This is a genomic window from Mesorhizobium amorphae CCNWGS0123, assembly GCF_001686985.1.
GTDB lineage: Bacteria > Pseudomonadota > Alphaproteobacteria > Rhizobiales > Rhizobiaceae > Mesorhizobium > Mesorhizobium amorphae.
The window spans coordinates 2,194,664-2,212,376 of record NZ_CP015318.1; the positions used below are offsets into that span (position 1 = coordinate 2,194,664).

A 17,713-nucleotide genomic window follows, 5' to 3' on the forward strand; every position below is an offset into this window, starting at 1 on the left:
CTGCGATACGGGCGCAGTTTTCTGCCGGTAGGCGGATGCTGGCTAGCGCCCCCAGATGACGGCATTCTCATGCCGCTTGATGATGTGCTTCAGGTTCTCGAAGGCGGTCGTGACGTGGCCCGCGAAGCGCTCTGCCGCGGGCGAGCGTGGCCCGCCTACCCGACGCAGGATGCCGAGTGAGCGGCTGGGCTGCGGGATTTCATAGGGAAGCACGGTCACCCGGTTCTCCTTGCGCTGCGCGAAAACCACGGAGAATGGCAGCACGGCCAGCGCATCGGTTTCGGCAAGGAAGTTGATCACGCTCATCAGCGAGCCTCCCGAATAGCGAACGTTCAGGTCCGACATGCCGATGCTCATAAGGATCATCTGCAGGTCCGACATCAGCGGAGAGCCGGGCAGGGGAGCCACCCAGGGAAAGCTGGTCAGGTCATGCGCCCTGAGGCGGCGATTGCGCAGCAGTGGATGGTCGGGCCGGCAAGCCACGACGTTGCGTCCGGGCAGGATCTCGGTGAATTCGAAGCCGGGTCCGAGGTCGAGCACGCCGATCGGCACGATCCCGAGGTCGATCTGGTTGCTCTCCAGCGCCGCGACCATCTCGGGCAGGTTCATATAGCTTTGCTGGACGGTGACGTCGGGTTCGAGCTTCTGGAATTCTCCGATCATCCGGCTGATCATCGCATCCATGAAGAAGGGCACGCCGCCGACACGGACTATGCCCTTCGTGCCTTTCATAAAGCCCTGCACCGCATCCGACGCCTTGCGCGAGGCGGTGATGATCGTGCGGCCTTGCGCTGCCAGCTGGAAGCCGAGCGGTGTCGCCTGCAGCGGTCGACGGCCCTTGAGGAAGAGCGCCTCGCCCACCCGTGCCTCCAGCATGGCAAGCGATCGGCTCACCGCAGGCTGGGTCAGGCCCAGCATGGCGGCTCCTTCCGACACGCCGCCGGCATCCAGCACCGCGGCGAGCTGCATGAGGTGTCGCTCGTTCAGCTTCATAGCAAAACGCTATACAAGGGGCGCCACATCTCATCAAGCACCGCGTCGGGCCGTGCTATCCCGTTTGCCAAGGGAAGGGAGGTCCCGGCGGATGGACGGCCAGCACGACGGACCGCAAGGGGATGAATTCCCCAAGATGATCTCGACGCAGGCCGAGGAATTCTCGCGGCGTCTGGCGGCAATCGGACAGTCCCGCCTGGCAGCGGCGGCGCAGGCCGCCGTGGATGGTTTGCACGCGCTGATCGTGGAGTTGCGACCCTCTGGCGAGGAATTCCGGCAGGCGATCGATTTTCTGACCGAGGTCGGCCATTACGCCGACGCGCGTCGCCAGGAATGGGTGCTGTTTGCCGATGTCCTGGGCGTCTCCTCGCTGATCGAAGACCAGAACAGCCCGCGCCCAGTCGGGGCGACCCCAAACACCTTGGCCGGCCCCTTCTACCGGGCCGACGTGCCGGAGATGCCGCTCGGCGGGAACATCTCGCGCGATCACAAGGGCGAGCCGCTGGAGGTTGCGGGCCAGATCGTCGCGCTCGACGGCGAGGCGATCGGCGATGCGACGGTCGAGATCTGGCAGGCCAATGCCGAGGGTCTCTACGAGAACCAGGAGCCGGACAGGCAGCCGGAATTCAACCTGCGCGGACGCTTCCGTACCGATCCGCAGGGACGGTTCCGCTTCATGACGGTGAAGCCGAAGGGCTACACGCTGCCGTCGGACGGACCGGTCGGTCAGTTGTTGTCAGCGCTTGGCCTTGGCCTCGAACGGCCGGCCCACATCCATTTTCGCGTCTCGGCGGAAGGCTTCGAAACGCTGACAACCCACATCTTCGACCGGTCGGATCCTGCGATCGGCCGCGATGCCATCTTCGGGGTCAAGCCCGAACTCATGGCCGAGTTCCGCGCACTGCCGCCGAATGGAGGAAAGCGGAAGCATGCGCTCGACCTCAACCTCGTGCTCTGTCCGCAACGGCGGGGCGAAACCGAAACCTCTGGGAGGAGATGACTGATGGCACGTGTGAGCGGCTACCACCACCTGACGCTGTCGACCGACGGCGCTCAGGAAGATTTTGATTTCTATACCAAGGCGCTCGGCCTGCATTCGGTGAAGCGCACCGTATTGTTCGACGGCGTCATCCCTGTCTATCACCTCTATTACGGCTCGCCCGACGGCGATGCCTCGACGATCATCACCACCTTCCCGTTCCGCAAGCCGGGCGTCTATGGCCGCCGCGGGACCAACCAGTCGCGCACCATCATGCAGTCGATCCCCAAGGGAGCCGCGGATTTCTGGGTGGACCGGCTGAACGCGCGCGGCATCGAGGCCGTCAAGATCACGCGCTTTGGCGCCGACCGTGCGGCTTTCGCGCATCCCTGCGGCATCCCGCATGAATTGGTGGAAAGCGACAGCGATCCGCGCGCGCCCATCACCAACGAGGCGCAGGGCATCGGCACGGCGCATGGCATCAAGGGAATCTACGGCGCCGTGGTGGCGGTGATGGATCGCACCGCCATGGACGACTTCCTGACCATTGCGTTGCCGCTGGAGAAAGAGGCCGACAACCACGAGGGGCTGGTGTTCCGCGTGCCTGATGCGACCGGCGTTTCACAGCGTGTGGAGGTCATTGTCGACCGCGACAACCAGCAGGGCACATGGACGCTGGCGGGCGGCACCATCCACCACCTCGCGCTCAACACGGGCGACGAAGAGAACCAGTTGAAGCTGCGCGCTCATATCGAGGGTCTCGGCTTCACGGACATTTCGGAGCAGAAGGACCGCAACTACTTCAAGTCCTGCTATGTCCGCTCGCCCGGAGGCGCGCTGTTCGAACTTGCCTGGACCACGCCGGAAGGCTGGGCCAAGGACGAGGCGCCGGGCCAGATCGGCAAGACGCTGGTCTTCCCGCCGTGGTTCAAGGACCGCGAGGGCGAATTGCAGGCCGGTCTGGAACAGGCGGATTTCGTGTGAGCTCAGGCAGCGGTCCGCTCAGGGTTGGGTCCAGAGGTTCGGAGGCGAAGGCGATCTGCGTCTTCGTCCATGGCCGCGGCCAATCGCCGGAGGAGATGCAGTCCGATGTGCTGGCTCGGCTTTCCGCGCCGGCCGTGGCCTTCGTCCTGCCGCGCGCGCCGCTCGGCGCGTGGTGGGAGGCGCGTGCTGTCGACCCGTTGACGCCGGTCGCCCGCGCGCAGCTTTCCGACGCACTCGACCACCTTGCTGCCGCCGTAACCGCGGCTCGCGCGGAACTGCCTGGACGTCCGTTGCTTCTGGCAGGTTTCTCGCAAGGGGCTTGCCTCTCGATCGAGTATCTCTGTGCGGGCCTTCCACCACCGGACGCATTGGCGGCCTTCACTGGTTGCCGCGTCGGTGTCCCTGAGGATGCACGATCCGAAGCTGTACCGGCCGGTGTGCCGGTCTATCTCTCCGGCAGCGATGCCGATCCCTGGATTCCGGTCTCGGCCTTTGCCGATGCCGCGCAGTCGCTGGGCAGCAGTGGCGCGCGCCTGCGCGCCGATCTGTTCCCCGGCCGGAGCCACGAGGTCTCGAATGCCGAGATCGCGATGCTGGGCACGATCCTGGCGGACCTGTCCATCGGCCGGGGCCCGCGCATGGAGGCGGCGCGATGATGGACAATTTCATCTTTCCGGGTCTGGCGACACGGGTGGTCTTCGGCTCGGGCACCATGGCGCGCGCCGGCGAGGAAGTCCGGCGGCTTGGCCATGACAAGGTGCTGGTGCTTTCGACGCCGCATCAGGAGGCCGATGCGCAAAGGCTGGCCGCAAGCCTTGGCGACCTCGCTGCCGGAATATTTGCCGGCGCTGTCATGCATACGCCGGTCGAGGTGACGGAAAAGGCCGTTGAAGCCTTCCGCGCCAGCGGGGCCTCGGCGGTCGTCAGCCTCGGCGGCGGTTCGACCACCGGGCTCGGCAAGGCCATCGCCGTTCGCACCGGCGCCGATCAGGTGGTCATCCCGACCACCTATGCCGGCTCGGAAATGACCGACATCCTCGGCGAGACGGCGGCGGGCGAAAAGACCACCCGCCGCTCGCCGGACATCCGCCCGGAGACCGTGATCTACGACGTCGATCTGACGTTGAGCCTGCCGGCAGGCCTCACCGTCACCTCGGCGATGAATGCGATCGCTCACGCGATGGAGACCTTCTACGCCCCAGACCGCAATCCGGTGGTCGTGCTGATGTGCAAGGATGCCATGCTTGCCTTCCACGACGGTATCCCGCGGCTGATCGACCATCCGCAGGATCGCGCGGCGCGGGCGCAGGCGCTCTATGCGGCGTGGTGCTGCTCGACCGCGCTCGGTTACGTGTCGATGGCGCTGCACCACAAGCTGGCGCATGTGTTCGGCGGCTCGTTCGACACGCCGCACGCCGAAACCCACGCAATCCTGCTGCCCTATACCACCGCCTACAACGAAGCCGCGGTCCCCGATCTGCTGCGCCCGATCGCCGAAGCATTCGGCGGTGGCTCGGCCGGCGGCGGGCTCTGGGATTTCGCGCAGTCGGTCGGCTCTCCGCTGAGCCTGAAGGAGATCGGTATCCGGGAAGCCGATCTCGACCGCGCGGCTGCAATCGCGCTGAAGAATGCCTATGCGAATCCGAGGCCGATCGACCCGGGATCGATAAGGGAACTCCTCCAGGCGGCGTTCGAGGGACGCCGTCCGGGGGGCTGAGAAGAGGGAAGAGGGAGGAGAAGCAGATGATTACACGACGCAGCCTACTGAAAGCCTCGGCGGCGACAGGCCTGACGCTCGCCGGTTCGCGCCTGACGACGCCGGCTATCGCGCAAGGCGCCAAGATTCGCCTCGGCTATGTTTCGCCGCAGACAGGGCCGCTCGCCGGCTTCGCCGAGAGCGATGCCTACAACATCAAGGCTTTCCTCGCTTCCGAGGCGGGCAAGAACTTCGACGTCATCGTCAAGGACAGCCAGTCGAACCCCAATCGCGCGGCGGAGGTGGCCAAGAGCCTGATCGTCGACGATGAGATCAACCTGATGCTCGTCGGCTCCACGCCCGAGAACACCAACCCGGTAGCCACCACCTGCGAGGCGGAGGGCGTGCCGGTCATTTCGACCATGGCGCCGTGGCAGCCCTGGTTCATCGGCCAGCAGGGCAATCCGGCCGATCCGGCCTCATGGAAGCCCTTCGAGTTCGCCTATCACTACTTCTGGGGTCTCGAAGACATCATCGCCGTCTACACCGGCATGTGGAAGCAGCTTTCCACCAACGGCAAGGTGGGCGGGTTGTTTCCGAACGACGCCGACGGCAATGCCTGGGGCGACCCCAAGAACGGGCTGCGGCCCGGCCTCGATGCCGCCGGCTTCAACCTTACCGATCCCGGTCGCTATCAGAACCTCTCGGACGATTTCACCGCGCAGGTCAACGCCTTCAAGTCGGCCGATGTCGAGATCGCCACCGGTGTGGTCATCCCGCCCGACTTCACCACCTTCTGGAACCAGGCCCGCCAGCAGGGCTTCAAGCCCAAGGCGGTGACGGTGGCAAAGGCGATCCTGTTCCCGCAATCGGTCGAGACGCTCGGCGATGCCGGCAACAACCTCTCGTCCGAGGTCTGGTGGTCGGCCTCGCATCCGTTCAAGTCGTCGGTGACGGGCGAGAGTTCGGCCGAACTCGCGGCGGATTTCACCGCCAAGACAGGGCGTCCCTGGACCCAGCCGATCGGTTTTGTCCATTCGCTGTTCGAGGTGGCGGCGAACGTCATGGGGCGCGTTTCGGATCCGACGAATGCCGAGGCGATCGCAACGGCGATAGCCGCCACCGACATGACGACCGTGGTGGGCAAGGTGGCCTGGAGCGGAGCAGGGTTACCGCCGTTTGCCGCTAAGAACGTCTGCAAGACGCCGCTCGTCGGCGGGCAGTGGCGGAAGAAAGTCGGCGGCGGCTTCGATCTGGTGATCGTTGAAAATGCCGGCGCCCCGGAGATTCCCACCGCAGGCAAGATGGAAGCCCTGGCTTGACGCTTGCGAGGGCGGCGGATGCGCCGCCCTCGTCCAGCGCGCGCCCCGAGGATGACGGTGATGATACTCAGGCTGGAAAACGTTTCGAAGTCCTTCGGGGCCCTGAAGGTTGCGGATTCCGTGACCTTCACGGTGCCGCGCGGCGAGGCCTTGGGCATCATCGGCCCTAACGGGGCGGGAAAGTCGACGCTCTTCAACCTGATCACCGGCAATCTGCTTGCCAATGAGGGCCGCATCGAATTCCTCGGCCGTGACGTGACCCGTACTCCGGCGATGGAGCGGGTGCGCACGGGCGTTGGCCGCAGCTTCCAGATCCCGCAGCCCTTCGAGGGATTGACCGTGTTCGAAAACCTCTTGACCGCTGCCGCCTTCGGCCGGGGTGGGCGCGAGGCCGAGATGGTCGAAGACTGTGCGCACATCCTCGAGCAGACCGAGCTTCTCGGGAAGGCCAATGTGGTGGCCGGATCGCTGAGCCTTCTCGATCGCAAGCGCCTGGAGCTTGCCCGCGCCTTGGCGACGGGACCCGAGCTTCTGCTTCTGGACGAGATCGCCGGCGGTCTGACGGAGGGCGAATGCAAGGCTCTCGTCGCGACGATCCGAGCCATCCACGCGAAGGGAACCACGATCATCTGGATCGAGCATGTTCTGCATGCCCTGACGTCGGTGGTCGAACGGCTTCTCGTGCTGGACTTCGGGCGCGTGATCGGCATCGGCGCACCGGACGAGATCATGGCCTCGAAAGAGGTTCGCGAAATCTATCTGGGGCTTGAGGTCTGATGCTCGAAACGCACGGGCTCACCGCGAACTACGGCCAGTTCCGAGCGCTGTTCGGCGTGGATATCACCGTGGCCGCGGGCGAATGCGTGGCGATCATCGGCGCCAATGGTGCCGGAAAATCCACCCTGATGCGATCGATCGCGGGTGTGATCCGCAACGCGGCCGCCATGGTGGTACATCGGGGCGAACCCATTGGCGCGCTTTCCTCGGCCGAAATCATGAAGCGCGGCATCGCCATGGTGCCCGAAGGACGCCGGCTCTTTGCCTCGCTGACCGTCGAGGAAAACCTCCTGATCGGCGGGCAGGCGCGCAAGGCGCCGGGGCCGTGGAGCCTCGACGCGGTCTACCAACTCTTCCCGGTCCTTCGCGAGCGGCGCAAGAGCCCCGGCACCGCGCTCTCGGGCGGCCAGCAGCAGATGGTGGCGATCGGTCGGGCGTTGATGTCGAACCCCGAATTGCTGCTCTGCGACGAGATCAGCCTCGGCCTCGCGCCAGTCGTCATCCGCGATATCTACGCCGCACTTCCCAAGATCCGCGAAGGCGGCGCCGCGATCGTGGTGGTGGAGCAGGATATCGGCAAGGCGCTGGCGGTGGCCGACCGTGTCTACTGCATGATGGAGGGCCGCGTGACGCTGGTCTCGAAGGCGGCCGAGGTCACGCGCAGGCAAATCCATGCGGCCTATTTCGGAGAGGCGGCATGACGATGGGCCCGAACCGTCCTCTGCTTGTGCAGCGCAGCTGTGGCCTGGTCGAGGTGCTGCGGCGATGATCTGGCTGGACACCCTCGTGCAGGGAATTCTGCTGGGCGGGCTCTATGCGCTGTTCGCAGCCGGACTGAGCCTCGTCTTCGGCATCATGCGGCTGGTGAACCTGGCCCACGGCGACCTCATCGTCCTCGCCGCCTATCTGGTGCTGATGGGGGTCACGTTGCTCGGCCTCTCGCCCTGGGTCGCCGCCCTGGTCGCCATGCCACTTATGTTCGCGCTCGGCTGGCTGTTGCAGGCCGCCGTGCTGAATCGGGTGTTGGGCAAGGACATCCTGCCGCCGCTTCTCGTCACGTTCGGCCTGTCGGTGGCCCTGCAGAATGGGCTGCTCGAGGCCTTTTCCGCTGATAGCCGCCGCATTCCGGCGGGGACGCTGGAAGGGGCGTCGCTCGATCTCGGGCAAGTCACAGTGGGGGTGATGCCGCTGATGACCTTTGCGTCCGCGATTGCCGCCATCGTTGCCTTGAACGGCCTCTTCTATCACACCGCCCTCGGCCGTGCCTTCCGCGCCACCTCGGACGACGCCGTGACCGCCGGTCTGATGGGAATCGAGCCGAAGCAAGTGTTCGCTGTCGCCACCGGGATTGCGATGGTCGTGGTGACGCTGGCGGCGCTCTATCTCGGCATGCGCGCGAACTTCGATCCCTCAATCGGGCCGGCGCGCCTGATCTATGCTTTCGAGGCCGTGATCATCGGCGGCCTCGGCAGCCTGTGGGGCACACTTGCGGGTGGGATCATCATCGGCGTCGCTCAGACGGCCGGCGCGGCGGTGAATCCGGAATGGCAGATACTGGCGGGCCACATCGCCTTCCTCACCGTGATGCTGCTCAAGCCGCGGGGCCTGTTCCCGCGCGCGGTGGATTGAGGGGGCGGCATGTATCGGCTGACAACCCGCACCCGCGCCGGAACTGCCACGGAGATCGCCGTGCTCGTTGTGATCCTGGCTGGCCTCGCACTGCCCGCCGTGACCACCCGCGGCGTCATACAGGATCTGTTCTTCATCCTCACCATGTTGACGCTGGCGCAGATCTGGAACCTGCTGGCGGGCTATGGCGGCCTGGTTTCGGTGGGCCAGCAGGCCTTCGTCGGCCTCGGCGCCTATGCGCTGTTCGCGGGCGTGATCCTGCTGGACTGGGACCCGGTCCCGGCGATCCTGCTGGCGGGCCTTGCGGCGCTGGTGCTGGCCATTCCCACGGCCTTCTTCGCCTTCCGTCTCCAGGGCGCCTATTTCGCCATCGGCACCTGGGTGATCGCCGAGGTGACGCGGCTGCTGGTCGCGCAGCGGAAGGCGCTCGGCGGGGGCACCGGCATCTCGCTGCCGCGCGAGGCGACGAGCAATATCATGGGCACGGATGCGATCCGGGCGCTGTTCGGCGTGCGCGAAGCCGCTGCGCGCGACATCCTGGCCTACTGGTTGGCGCTGGTGCTTGCCGTGGCGGTCACGGGCGGCATCTACTGGCTGCTGCGCAGTCGCCTTGGGCTGGCGCTGGCGGCGGTGCGCGACAATGTCGACGCGGCCCAGTCGGTCGGCGTCGATGTCGCGCGCCTCAAATGGGCGGTGTTTCTGATCGCCGCGGCCGCCACCGGACTGACCGGCGCGTTGATCTTTCTGCAGACGGCCCGCATCTCGCCGGACGCGGCCTTCGCCGTCACCGACTGGACCGCATACGTCATCTTCATCGTCGTCATCGGCGGCATTGGCACCATCGAGGGTCCAATCCTCGGGGTGCTGGTCTTCTTTGCGCTGCGCTCGGCGCTGGCCGATTACGGCAGCTGGTACCTGATGACACTCGGCCTCATCGCCATCGTCGTGATGCTGTTCGCGCCAAAGGGGCTGTGGGGGCTGATCTCAGCCCGCAGCGGCCTGCACCTGTTTCCGGTCCGCCGCAGGCTGGCCGGTTTGAAGATCGAGGGAGGAATTTGATGGCGGATATCGAAACCGACGTGCTGGTCGTGGGCACCGGCCCGGCCGGCTCGGCCACGGCGGCACTTCTATCCAGCTCCGGCGTGGCCAACATGGTCGTGAACCGCTACCGCTGGCTTTCGAATACGCCGCGTGCCCACATCACCAACCAGCGCACCATGGAGGTGCTGCGCGACCTCGGGCCGGAGGTCGAGGCCGAGGCCATGATGCACGCCGCGCCGCAGGAACTGATGGGCGAGAACGTGTTCTGCGAAAGTCTCGCCGGAGAGGAGATCGGCCGGATGAAGAGCTGGGGCACGGACCCGCTTTCCAAAGCCGAACATCTCCTGTCGTCGCCGTCCTTCATGAATGATCTGCCCCAGACCTTCATGGAGCCGATCCTGTTCAAGACGGCGTGCGCGCGTGGGACGCAGGCGCGCATGAGCACCGAATATGTCAGCCATGTTCAGGATGCGGACGGCGTCACCACGACCTGCCGCGACCGGCTGTCGGGCAAGGACTTCACCGTACGGTCGAAGTTCCTTGTCGGTGCCGATGGCGGCAACTCGCTGGTGGCCGAGCATCTGGGCCTGCCGTTCGAGGGCAAGATGGGCGTCGGCGGGTCGATGAACATCCTGTTCAGAGCCGATCTCTCGAAATACGTCGCCCACCGTCCGAGCGTCCTCTACTGGGTCATGCAGCCCGGTGCCGATGTCGGCGGGATCGGCATGGGTCTCGTTCGCATGGTGCGGCCGTGGAACGAGTGGCTCATCGTCTGGGGCTACGACATCAACCAGCCGCCGCCGGACGTGACGCCGGCGCTGGCAACCGAGGTCGCGCGTCAGCTCGTCGGAGATCCGAAGCTCGAGATCGAGCTTCTGGGTGCCAACACCTGGACCGTGAACAACTGCTTCGCCACGCGAATGCAGAAGGGCCGCGTGCTCATCATGGGCGATGCCGCGCATCGGCATCCGCCTTCGAACGGGCTTGGCTCTAACACCTCGATCCAGGACGGGTTCAATCTCGCCTGGAAGCTCGCCAAGATCGTCAAGGGGCAAGCGGGGATCGGGCTTCTGGACAGCTACTCGGCCGAGCGTGCGCCGATCGCACGCCAGATCGTGACGCGCGCCAACCAGTCGATCGCCGAGTTCGGGCCCATCTTCGAATCCCTCGGCATGGACGGTGGCGTGGATCACGACAAGATCCACAGGAACATGGAAGCTCGCGCCGATGCGACCCCGGCCGCCGAAGTTCAGCGCGCGGCGCTCCGCAAGGCCATCGCCTTCAAGAAATACGAGTTCGATGCCCACGGCGTCGAGATGAACCAGCGCTATGTGTCGGGCGCGGTCATGACCGACGGCCAGCCCGAGCCGGCCTTCGAGAAGGACCGCGAGTTGCACTATGCGCCCACGACCTGGCCGGGCGCGCGGCTGCCGCATGTCTGGGTCTTCGAGCGCTCGGGCAGGAAGGTCTCGACGCTCGACCTTTGCGGGCGTGGCGAGTTCACGCTGTTGACCGGCATTGGCGGCGAGGCGTGGGTTGCCGCGGCAGAGACGGTCGCCGCGGAACTCGGTCTGCCGATTCGGACCCATGTGATCGGGCCGCGTCGCGCGATCGAGGACCATACGGGCGACTGGGCGCGCACCCGCGAAATCCGCGATGCGGGCTGCCTGGTCGTCCGTCCCGACCATCACGTCGCCTGGCGCTCCGTGGCGCTGGCGGCCGACCCTGCGGCCGAGCTGCGCCGGGTCTTCAAATCCGTTCTTGCACGCTGAGGAATGCCTATGATCGACGAACACGAGTACGGCTATTTCACCGAAGCGAACTCGGCCCAAGTCGTCGTGGCACGAAACAAGAATGCCAGGGATGAGCGGCTCGGCCAGGTGATGGAAGTCATCACACGCAAGCTGCACGAGGCGGTGAAGGAGATCGAGCCGACACAGGAGGAATGGTTCGGCGCGATCATGTTCCTGACGCAGACGGGCCAGATCTGCAACGAGTGGCGGCAGGAGTACATCCTGCTGTCGGATGTCCTCGGCGTCTCGATGCTGGTCGATGCGATCAACAACAGGAAGCCGTCGGGCGCCTCCGAATCCACGGTGCTGGGACCCTTCCATGTCGCCGATGCACCCGAATTGCCGATGGGCTCGAACATCTGCCTCGACCAGAAGGGCGAGCCGATGTTCGTGCATGGCCGCATCCTCGACACCGACGGCAACCCGATCGCGAGAGCCAAGATCGACGTCTGGCAGGCGAATGACGAGGGTTTCTACGACGTGCAGCAGAAGGGCATCCAGCCCGACTTCAACCTGCGCGGGGTGTTCCGCACAGGCACGGACGGGCGCTACTGGTTCCGCGGCGTGAAGCCCAAGCACTACCCGATCCCCGATGACGGGCCGGTCGGCAAGCTGCTGGGTGCGCTGGGCCGCCATCCCAATCGCCCGGCGCATCTCCACTACATCGTCGACGCCGAGGGCTTCGACCCGCTGACCACGCACATCTTCGATCCGGACGACCCGTATATCGATTCGGACGCCGTCTTCGGCGTGAAAAAAAGCCTGCTCGCCGAATTCCGCATGGTCGAGGACGCTGCAGCCGCCGCCAAGGTCGAGGTTGCGGCCCCGTTCTACGACGTGGAGTTCGATTTCGTGCTGTCGCGGAAAAAGACCAAGTAACCGCGCGCCGCCGGCGCCGCGAGGGCGTCGGCCTGCGGGTCGGTGTTGCGCAAAAGGGAGGAATGGATGGCTGCACTTGAGAAGATGTTCGATGTCAGGGGCAAGTCGGTGATCGTCACCGGCGGCGCCAGCGGCATCGGTCAGGCCTATGCCGAGATCATGGCCGAGCACGGGGCGAAGGTCTGCATCTTCGACCTGAACCCGGCCGGGCTGGAGAAGACCGTGGCCGCGATCAATGCCGCGGGTGGCGAGGTCTGGGGCCAGGTCGTCGACGTCGGCGACCGTGCGGCCATGGCGCAAGCTTTCGACAAGGTGGCCGAGAAGGCGGGCTCGATCGACGTCGTGTTCGCCAATGCCGGGATCGACGCCGGACCGGGCTTCAACACCCCGACGGGCGAAAGGAACCCCGAGGGCGCCATCGAGAACCTGCCCGACGAGCACTGGGACAAGGTGATCGAGATCAACCTGACCTCGGTCTACACCACGATCAAGCATGCCGTCCGGCACATGAAGCCGAATGGCGGCGGCCAGATCATCGTCACGTCGTCCATCGCCTCGCTGATCAACGAGAGCATCGTGGGCACGCCCTACATGCCCGCCAAGGCCGCTGTGAACCATCTCGTCCGCCACATGGCGATGGAGCTCGGTGCCTACAACATCCGCATCAACGCCATCCTGCCCGGACCGTTCATCACCAACATCGCCGGCGGGCGGCTGCGCAATCCGGCGGATCGCAAGGCCTTCGAGGCCCAGACACTGATCGGCCGGATCGGCGATCCGGAAGAGATCAAGGGCCTGGCGCTTTATCTGGCCTCGCCCGCCTCATCCTACGTGACGGGCTCGCAGATCGTCATCGATGGCGGTTCGCTGCTGCGGATGACCTGAGGAAGCTTTGAACTGAGGCCGGACCGCCGAGGGGGCGAGCCGGAAATATCTTAACAAGGGAGGAAACGACAGTGACCTACTACAACAAACTGGTGAAATCGGGCTTGCGGCCAAGCCGCCGGAGCGTGCTTAAAGGGCTTGGAGCGGGCGTTGCCGCCAGCACGCTGGCCATGCCTCGCTATGCGCGCGCCGCGACGGCGGGGAAGATCAAGCTCGGCTATCTCAGCCCCACGACCGGTCCGCTCGCCCTCTTCGGCGAGACGGACGGCTACACCTTGCAGAAGATCCGCGCTTTGCTTGGCGGTCAGCTGCAATCGGCCGACGGCAATACCTACGAGATCGAAATCCTCGATCGCGACGGCCAGTCCAATCCGAACAAGGCATCGGAAATCGCTGGCAACCTCATCCTGAACGAAGAGGTGCATCTGCTCGTTCCGGCGTCGACGACCGACACGATCCTGCCTGCTGCCGAGCAGGCCGAACTCTATGAGACACCTTGCATCTCCTCCGGCGCTCCCTGGCAGGCGGTGATCATGCCGCGCGGCGGCGGCAAGCAGACCTTCGACTGGACCTATCATTTCTTCTGGGGCCTCGACGAAGCGCTGAACACCTTCGTCGGGCTCTGGAACCATCTGGAGACCAACAAGAAGGTCGGCATGCTGTTTCCCCAGAACATCGATGGCGAGACTTGGGGCAACGACGAATATGGCCTTCCGGCGCCGACCCGCAAGGCGGGCTACGAGGTCGTGGTACCCGGCTACTTTCAGCCACGCACCAACGATTTCTCCGCGCAGATCGCCGAGTTCAAGAAGCAGGGTTGTGAGATCATCGGCGGCATCACCTATCCGGACGATCTCAAGACCTTCGTTACCCAGTGCAACCAGCAGGGCTTCAAGCCCAAGGCGGTGACTGTGGCGGCGGCGTTGCTGTTTCCAGGCGGCGTCGAGGCTATGGGACCCCTCGGCAACGGCATGTCCTCGGAGGTCTGGTGGACGCCGGCCTTCCCGTTCAAATCGTCGCTGACCGGGCAGGTCAGCCGCGACATCGCCGACCAATGGGAAGCCGATGCAAAGCGGCAGTGGACGCAGCCGCTGGGCTATTCGCATGCCCTGCTCGAGGTCGCCCTGGACATCCTGAAACGCTCTTCCAATCCGCTCGACCGCCAGGCGAACCGCGACGCGATGATCGCCACCGATCTGCAGACGCTGGTCGGCCATATCAAGTTCGATGGCTCGCCCCACAAGAACATCTGCAAGACGCCGATCTTCGGCGGCCAGTGGGTGAAGGGCGAGAAATGGCCCTATGATCTGAGGATCGTCGACAACACGGTCAATCAGCTCTTCGCGCCCCAACAGGCGATTCAGCCGATCGCCTGGTGACATGAGCCGGGACGCGGAGGGAGCTATGGATAGAGAAATCCTGCTGAAAGCACGCGGCGTATCGAAGTCTTTCGGCGCCGTCCGCGTCCTGCATGAGGTGAGTTTCGATGTGCATCGGGGCGAGGTGCTGGGCATCCTCGGCCCGAACGGAGCCGGCAAGACGACGCTGTTCAACATGATCAGCGGCGACATGAGGGCGTCAGGCGGCGAGATCCAGCTCGGCGATACCGCGCTTCGCGGCGAGCCGCCTTTCCGGCGCTGCAAGATGGGGATCGGGCGGACCTACCAGATCCCGCGCCCTTATTCCGGCATGACCACCTTCGAGAACCTGCTGGTCGCCGCCGCTTTCGGCGGCGGCCGGTCCGAAAAGAAGAGCTATGCCTTCTGCGCCCAGGTGCTGCGCGATTGCGAGCTCTCCGACAAGGCCAATGTCTCGGCGGGTGCACTGACGCTGATCGACCGCAAACGGCTGGAACTGGCGCGCGCGCTGGCTTCGGATCCGAAGCTGCTGCTTCTGGACGAGATCGCGGGCGGGCTGACCGACGATGAATCGAAGGCGCTGGTGGCGCTGGTGCGCCGCATCCGCGACCGTGGCATCACCATCGTGTGGATCGAGCATGTGCTGCACGCGCTGATGGCGGTGGCCGACCGGCTGTTGGTGTTGAACTTCGGCGAGAAGATCGCTGAAGGCGTGCCCACCGAGGTCATCGCGCTGCCCGAGGTCCAGCGCGTCTATATGGGGATCGAGGCATGACGACCGTTCTCTCCACTCACGGACTCTTCGCCCACTATGGGGATTTCCAGGCGCTCTACGGCGTCGACACCGAACTGCATCAGGGCGAGGCCGTTGCCCTGATCGGCGCGAACGGGGCCGGAAAGTCCACCTTCCTGCGCTCGATCATGGGCCTGCTCCCGGTCGCGCGCGAGATGGTGCGGCTGAACGGCGAACCCGTCGGCGGCACCGCGACCGACCGCATGGTGCAGAAGGGCGTCGCCATCGTGCCGGAGGGCCGCCGTCTCTTCACCGGCATGTCGGTCGAGGACAATCTGCGCGTCGCCGTCGACCAGGCCGCGCGCGTCGGCGCCAAGGGCGGATGGACGCTTCCGCGGTTGCACCAGCTGTTCCCGATCCTCAAGGAAAAGGCCCGCACCCAGGTGCAGAGCCTCTCGGGCGGGCAGCAGCAGATGGTGGCGATCGGCCGCGCGCTGCTCTGTCAGCCCCGCGTGCTGCTTTGCGACGAGATCAGCCTCGGCCTCGCGCCCAAGGTGATCCGCGAGATCTATGCCGCCTTGCCCGAGATCCGCGCCACCGGCACGGCGATGATCGTGGTCGAACAGGATGTTGGCCTCGCCCGGTCCGCGTCGGACCGTCTCTACTGCATGCTGGAAGGGCGCGTGACCCTCACCGGAAAGTCCGCCGACGTTACGCGCGAGCAGATTGGCAAAGCCTATTTTGGAGCGGGCCATGGAGTGGTTTGACGCATTGGTGCAGGGGATCCTGCTGGGCGGCATGTATGCCCAGTATGCGCTCGGCATGGCGCTGATGTTCGGCGTCATGCGGATCGTCAACATCAGCCACGGCGACCTGGTGATCCTGCTGTCGCTGATCGGCATCTCGATCGCCACGGCCTGGGGCCTTGGACCGCTGCCGGTGCTGATCGTGCTGGTGCCGTTGGCGGTGCTGATGGGCTGGGTGCTGCAGAAGGCCGTGCTGAACCGCGTGGTGGGCAGCGATCCGTTGCCTTCGCTGATCGCGACTTTCGGCCTGTCGATCGCGCTGCAGAACCTGATGCTTCAGATCTGGTCCGCGAACAGCCGATCGTTGCCGGGCCACGGGCTGGAAAGCCAGTCCATCGAGATCGGCGGCATCTATGTCGGCCTCCTTCCGCTGATCGTGCTTGCGGTTGCCACCGGGCTGACCTGGGGTCTCGACCTGATGCTGAAGCGTACGCGTTTCGGCCGCGCGCTCCGTGCCGCTTCGGCCGATGTCGAGGCGGCGGCGATGACCGGCATCAACCCGCGCGCCGTCTATGCGATGGCGACGGCGGCGGCGGTCGGTATCCTTGGCTTTGCTGCCGTCTTCCAGGCGCTGCGGTCGACCGTGGCGCCGGCCGACGGACCGGCCCAGCTGATCTATGCCTTCGAGGCGGTGATCATCGGCGGCATGGGCGCCATCTGGGGCGCTTTCATAGGCTCGATGGTCCTCGGCATCTCGCAGGCCATCGGCTTCCGCATCGATCCCGGCTTCGGCGTGCTCGCCGGACATATCGTCTTCTTGATCATGCTGGCGACCCGCCCGCAGGGCCTTTTTGGAAAGGCGTCACAATGAGCGCAATCCCCTATGCCGCGGCCGAGGTGCCCGAGGTCCTGGTCCAGCGCCAGACGCCATCGGGCCGCATTGCCATGACGCTGGCGGTGCTGGCGCTGATCGGTCTGGCCGCCATGCCGTGGTGGGCATCGACCGGAACGATCCGCTCGATGCTGGAGTTGTGCTGCTATATCGCCGTCGCGCAGATGTGGAACCTGCTTGCAGGCTACGCCGGCCTCGTCTCGGTGGGCCAGCAGGCTTTCATGGGCGCTTCCGGCTATGCGCTTTTCGTGCTGGCACAGACCTACGGCATCGATCCATTCGCGGCGGTCTTCCTTTCGCTTCTGGTGCCGGCGGTGCTGGCGGTGCCGATCTACCTGTTGCTTCATCGCCTCGACGGCCCGTATTTCTCGATCGGCACATGGGTGGTGGCCGAGGTTTTCCGGCTGACCGCCTCGAACCTGCCGCTCGTCAATTCCGGCGCTGGCATGTCGCTTCGGGTGATGAAGGACTATTCGGCGTTCGAGCGAAATGTCGCCATGTCGCTGCTCTGCGCGGGGATGCTGCTGCTCACGCTGGGCGGCAGCTACTGGCTGCTTCGCTCGCGCTTCGGCCTCGCACTGATCGCCATCCGCGACAATCCGGTGGCGGCCGCCAGCCAGGGCGTGAACGTCGCCAAGCTGCGCTTCCTGATCTATGTGGCGGCGGCTGTCGGCTGCGGTCTTGCGGGCGCGATCTACTTCATGGCGCAGCTGCGCATCACCCCGGGCTCGGCCTTCGATCCGATGTGGGCGAATGTCGCGATCTTTATCGTGATGGTTGGCGGTATCGGGTCGATCGAAGGCGTCCTGATCGGGTCTCTGATCTTCTTCATCGCCGACCGCTGGTTCGGTGAGTACGGCGCAACCTATTTCGTCGTCCTCGGCCTGATGACGCTCCTGGTGGCGCTATACGCCCGCTCGGGCATCTGGGGCCTGATCTCGAAACGATGGGACGCGCCATGGTTCCCGATCCAGCGCAAGCTGGTCGATCCGTATCGCTGACAGGG

Annotated in this window: 18 protein-coding genes; 17 read left to right on the forward strand and 1 reads right to left on the reverse strand. The window is 65.3% G+C overall.

What is annotated here, in order from left to right:
* Positions 1–42: 42 nt before the first annotated feature.
* Complete coding sequence (locus A6B35_RS10180; RefSeq protein ID WP_006203898.1) at positions 43–993, reverse strand: LysR family transcriptional regulator; 951 nt, start codon at positions 991–993, stop codon at positions 43–45.
* A gap of 91 nt (positions 994–1,084) precedes the next feature.
* On the opposite strand from A6B35_RS10180, the gene A6B35_RS10185 reads away from it, so the two are divergent.
* From A6B35_RS10185 to A6B35_RS10265, 17 genes are all read left to right on the forward strand, one after another.
* Complete coding sequence (locus tag A6B35_RS10185) at positions 1,085–1,993, forward strand: dioxygenase family protein (protein ID WP_006203897.1); 909 nt, start codon at positions 1,085–1,087, stop codon at positions 1,991–1,993.
* 3 nt (positions 1,994–1,996) lie between these two features.
* Complete coding sequence (locus tag A6B35_RS10190) at positions 1,997–2,956, forward strand: VOC family protein (protein ID WP_006203896.1); 960 nt, start codon at positions 1,997–1,999, stop codon at positions 2,954–2,956.
* On the forward strand, positions 2,953–3,612 hold the full coding sequence (locus A6B35_RS10195; RefSeq protein ID WP_006203895.1) for an alpha/beta hydrolase: 660 nt from the start codon (positions 2,953–2,955) through the stop codon (positions 3,610–3,612). Before A6B35_RS10190 ends, A6B35_RS10195 begins: the two co-directional genes overlap by 4 nt.
* The gene (locus A6B35_RS10200) at positions 3,609–4,673 is read left to right on the forward strand and encodes a maleylacetate reductase (RefSeq protein ID WP_006203894.1); all 1,065 of its coding nucleotides are present in this window, start codon (positions 3,609–3,611) and stop codon (positions 4,671–4,673) included. Before A6B35_RS10195 ends, A6B35_RS10200 begins: the two co-directional genes overlap by 4 nt.
* A gap of 26 nt (positions 4,674–4,699) precedes the next feature.
* On the forward strand, positions 4,700–5,974 hold the full coding sequence (locus A6B35_RS10205) for an ABC transporter substrate-binding protein (RefSeq protein WP_006203893.1): 1,275 nt from the start codon (positions 4,700–4,702) through the stop codon (positions 5,972–5,974).
* A gap of 60 nt (positions 5,975–6,034) precedes the next feature.
* Entirely contained in the window at positions 6,035–6,751 is a 717-nt protein-coding gene (locus tag A6B35_RS10210; protein WP_006203892.1) for an ABC transporter ATP-binding protein, read from the forward strand.
* The gene (locus A6B35_RS10215; RefSeq protein ID WP_006203891.1) at positions 6,751–7,452 is read left to right on the forward strand and encodes an ABC transporter ATP-binding protein; all 702 of its coding nucleotides are present in this window, start codon (positions 6,751–6,753) and stop codon (positions 7,450–7,452) included. The genes A6B35_RS10210 and A6B35_RS10215 overlap by 1 nt, the downstream gene beginning before the upstream one ends.
* Before the next feature lie 64 nt (positions 7,453–7,516).
* Positions 7,517–8,380, forward strand: coding sequence for a branched-chain amino acid ABC transporter permease (locus tag A6B35_RS10220; protein WP_006203890.1), 864 nt, complete (start codon positions 7,517–7,519; stop codon positions 8,378–8,380).
* A 9-nt stretch (positions 8,381–8,389) separates the two neighbouring features.
* Positions 8,390–9,439 (forward strand): branched-chain amino acid ABC transporter permease, encoded by a 1,050-nt coding sequence (locus A6B35_RS10225; protein WP_006203889.1) that lies wholly within the window; start codon positions 8,390–8,392, stop codon positions 9,437–9,439.
* Positions 9,439–11,193 carry an FAD-dependent oxidoreductase gene (locus A6B35_RS10230; protein ID WP_006203888.1) on the forward strand — a complete coding sequence of 585 codons (1,755 nt, stop codon included), beginning with the start codon at positions 9,439–9,441 and terminating at the stop codon, positions 11,191–11,193. The genes A6B35_RS10225 and A6B35_RS10230 overlap by 1 nt, the downstream gene beginning before the upstream one ends.
* A 9-nt stretch (positions 11,194–11,202) precedes the next feature.
* Positions 11,203–12,093, forward strand: a complete 891-nt coding sequence (locus A6B35_RS10235; protein WP_006203887.1) for an intradiol ring-cleavage dioxygenase — start codon at positions 11,203–11,205, stop codon at positions 12,091–12,093.
* A gap of 66 nt (positions 12,094–12,159) precedes the next feature.
* Positions 12,160–12,978 carry an SDR family NAD(P)-dependent oxidoreductase gene (locus A6B35_RS10240; protein ID WP_006203886.1) on the forward strand — a complete coding sequence of 273 codons (819 nt, stop codon included), beginning with the start codon at positions 12,160–12,162 and terminating at the stop codon, positions 12,976–12,978.
* 71 nt (positions 12,979–13,049) lie between these two features.
* Positions 13,050–14,357 (forward strand): ABC transporter substrate-binding protein, encoded by a 1,308-nt coding sequence (locus A6B35_RS10245; RefSeq protein WP_006203885.1) that lies wholly within the window; start codon positions 13,050–13,052, stop codon positions 14,355–14,357.
* A 25-nt stretch (positions 14,358–14,382) separates the two neighbouring features.
* On the forward strand, positions 14,383–15,111 hold the full coding sequence (locus A6B35_RS10250; RefSeq protein ID WP_006203884.1) for an ABC transporter ATP-binding protein: 729 nt from the start codon (positions 14,383–14,385) through the stop codon (positions 15,109–15,111).
* Positions 15,108–15,836 (forward strand): ABC transporter ATP-binding protein, encoded by a 729-nt coding sequence (locus A6B35_RS10255; protein ID WP_006203883.1) that lies wholly within the window; start codon positions 15,108–15,110, stop codon positions 15,834–15,836. The genes A6B35_RS10250 and A6B35_RS10255 overlap by 4 nt, the downstream gene beginning before the upstream one ends.
* Positions 15,823–16,686 carry a branched-chain amino acid ABC transporter permease gene (locus A6B35_RS10260; protein ID WP_006203882.1) on the forward strand — a complete coding sequence of 288 codons (864 nt, stop codon included), beginning with the start codon at positions 15,823–15,825 and terminating at the stop codon, positions 16,684–16,686. Before A6B35_RS10255 ends, A6B35_RS10260 begins: the two co-directional genes overlap by 14 nt.
* Entirely contained in the window at positions 16,683–17,708 is a 1,026-nt protein-coding gene (locus tag A6B35_RS10265; protein ID WP_006203881.1) for a branched-chain amino acid ABC transporter permease, read from the forward strand. The genes A6B35_RS10260 and A6B35_RS10265 overlap by 4 nt, the downstream gene beginning before the upstream one ends.
* The last annotated feature ends 5 nt before the right edge of the window (positions 17,709–17,713 follow it).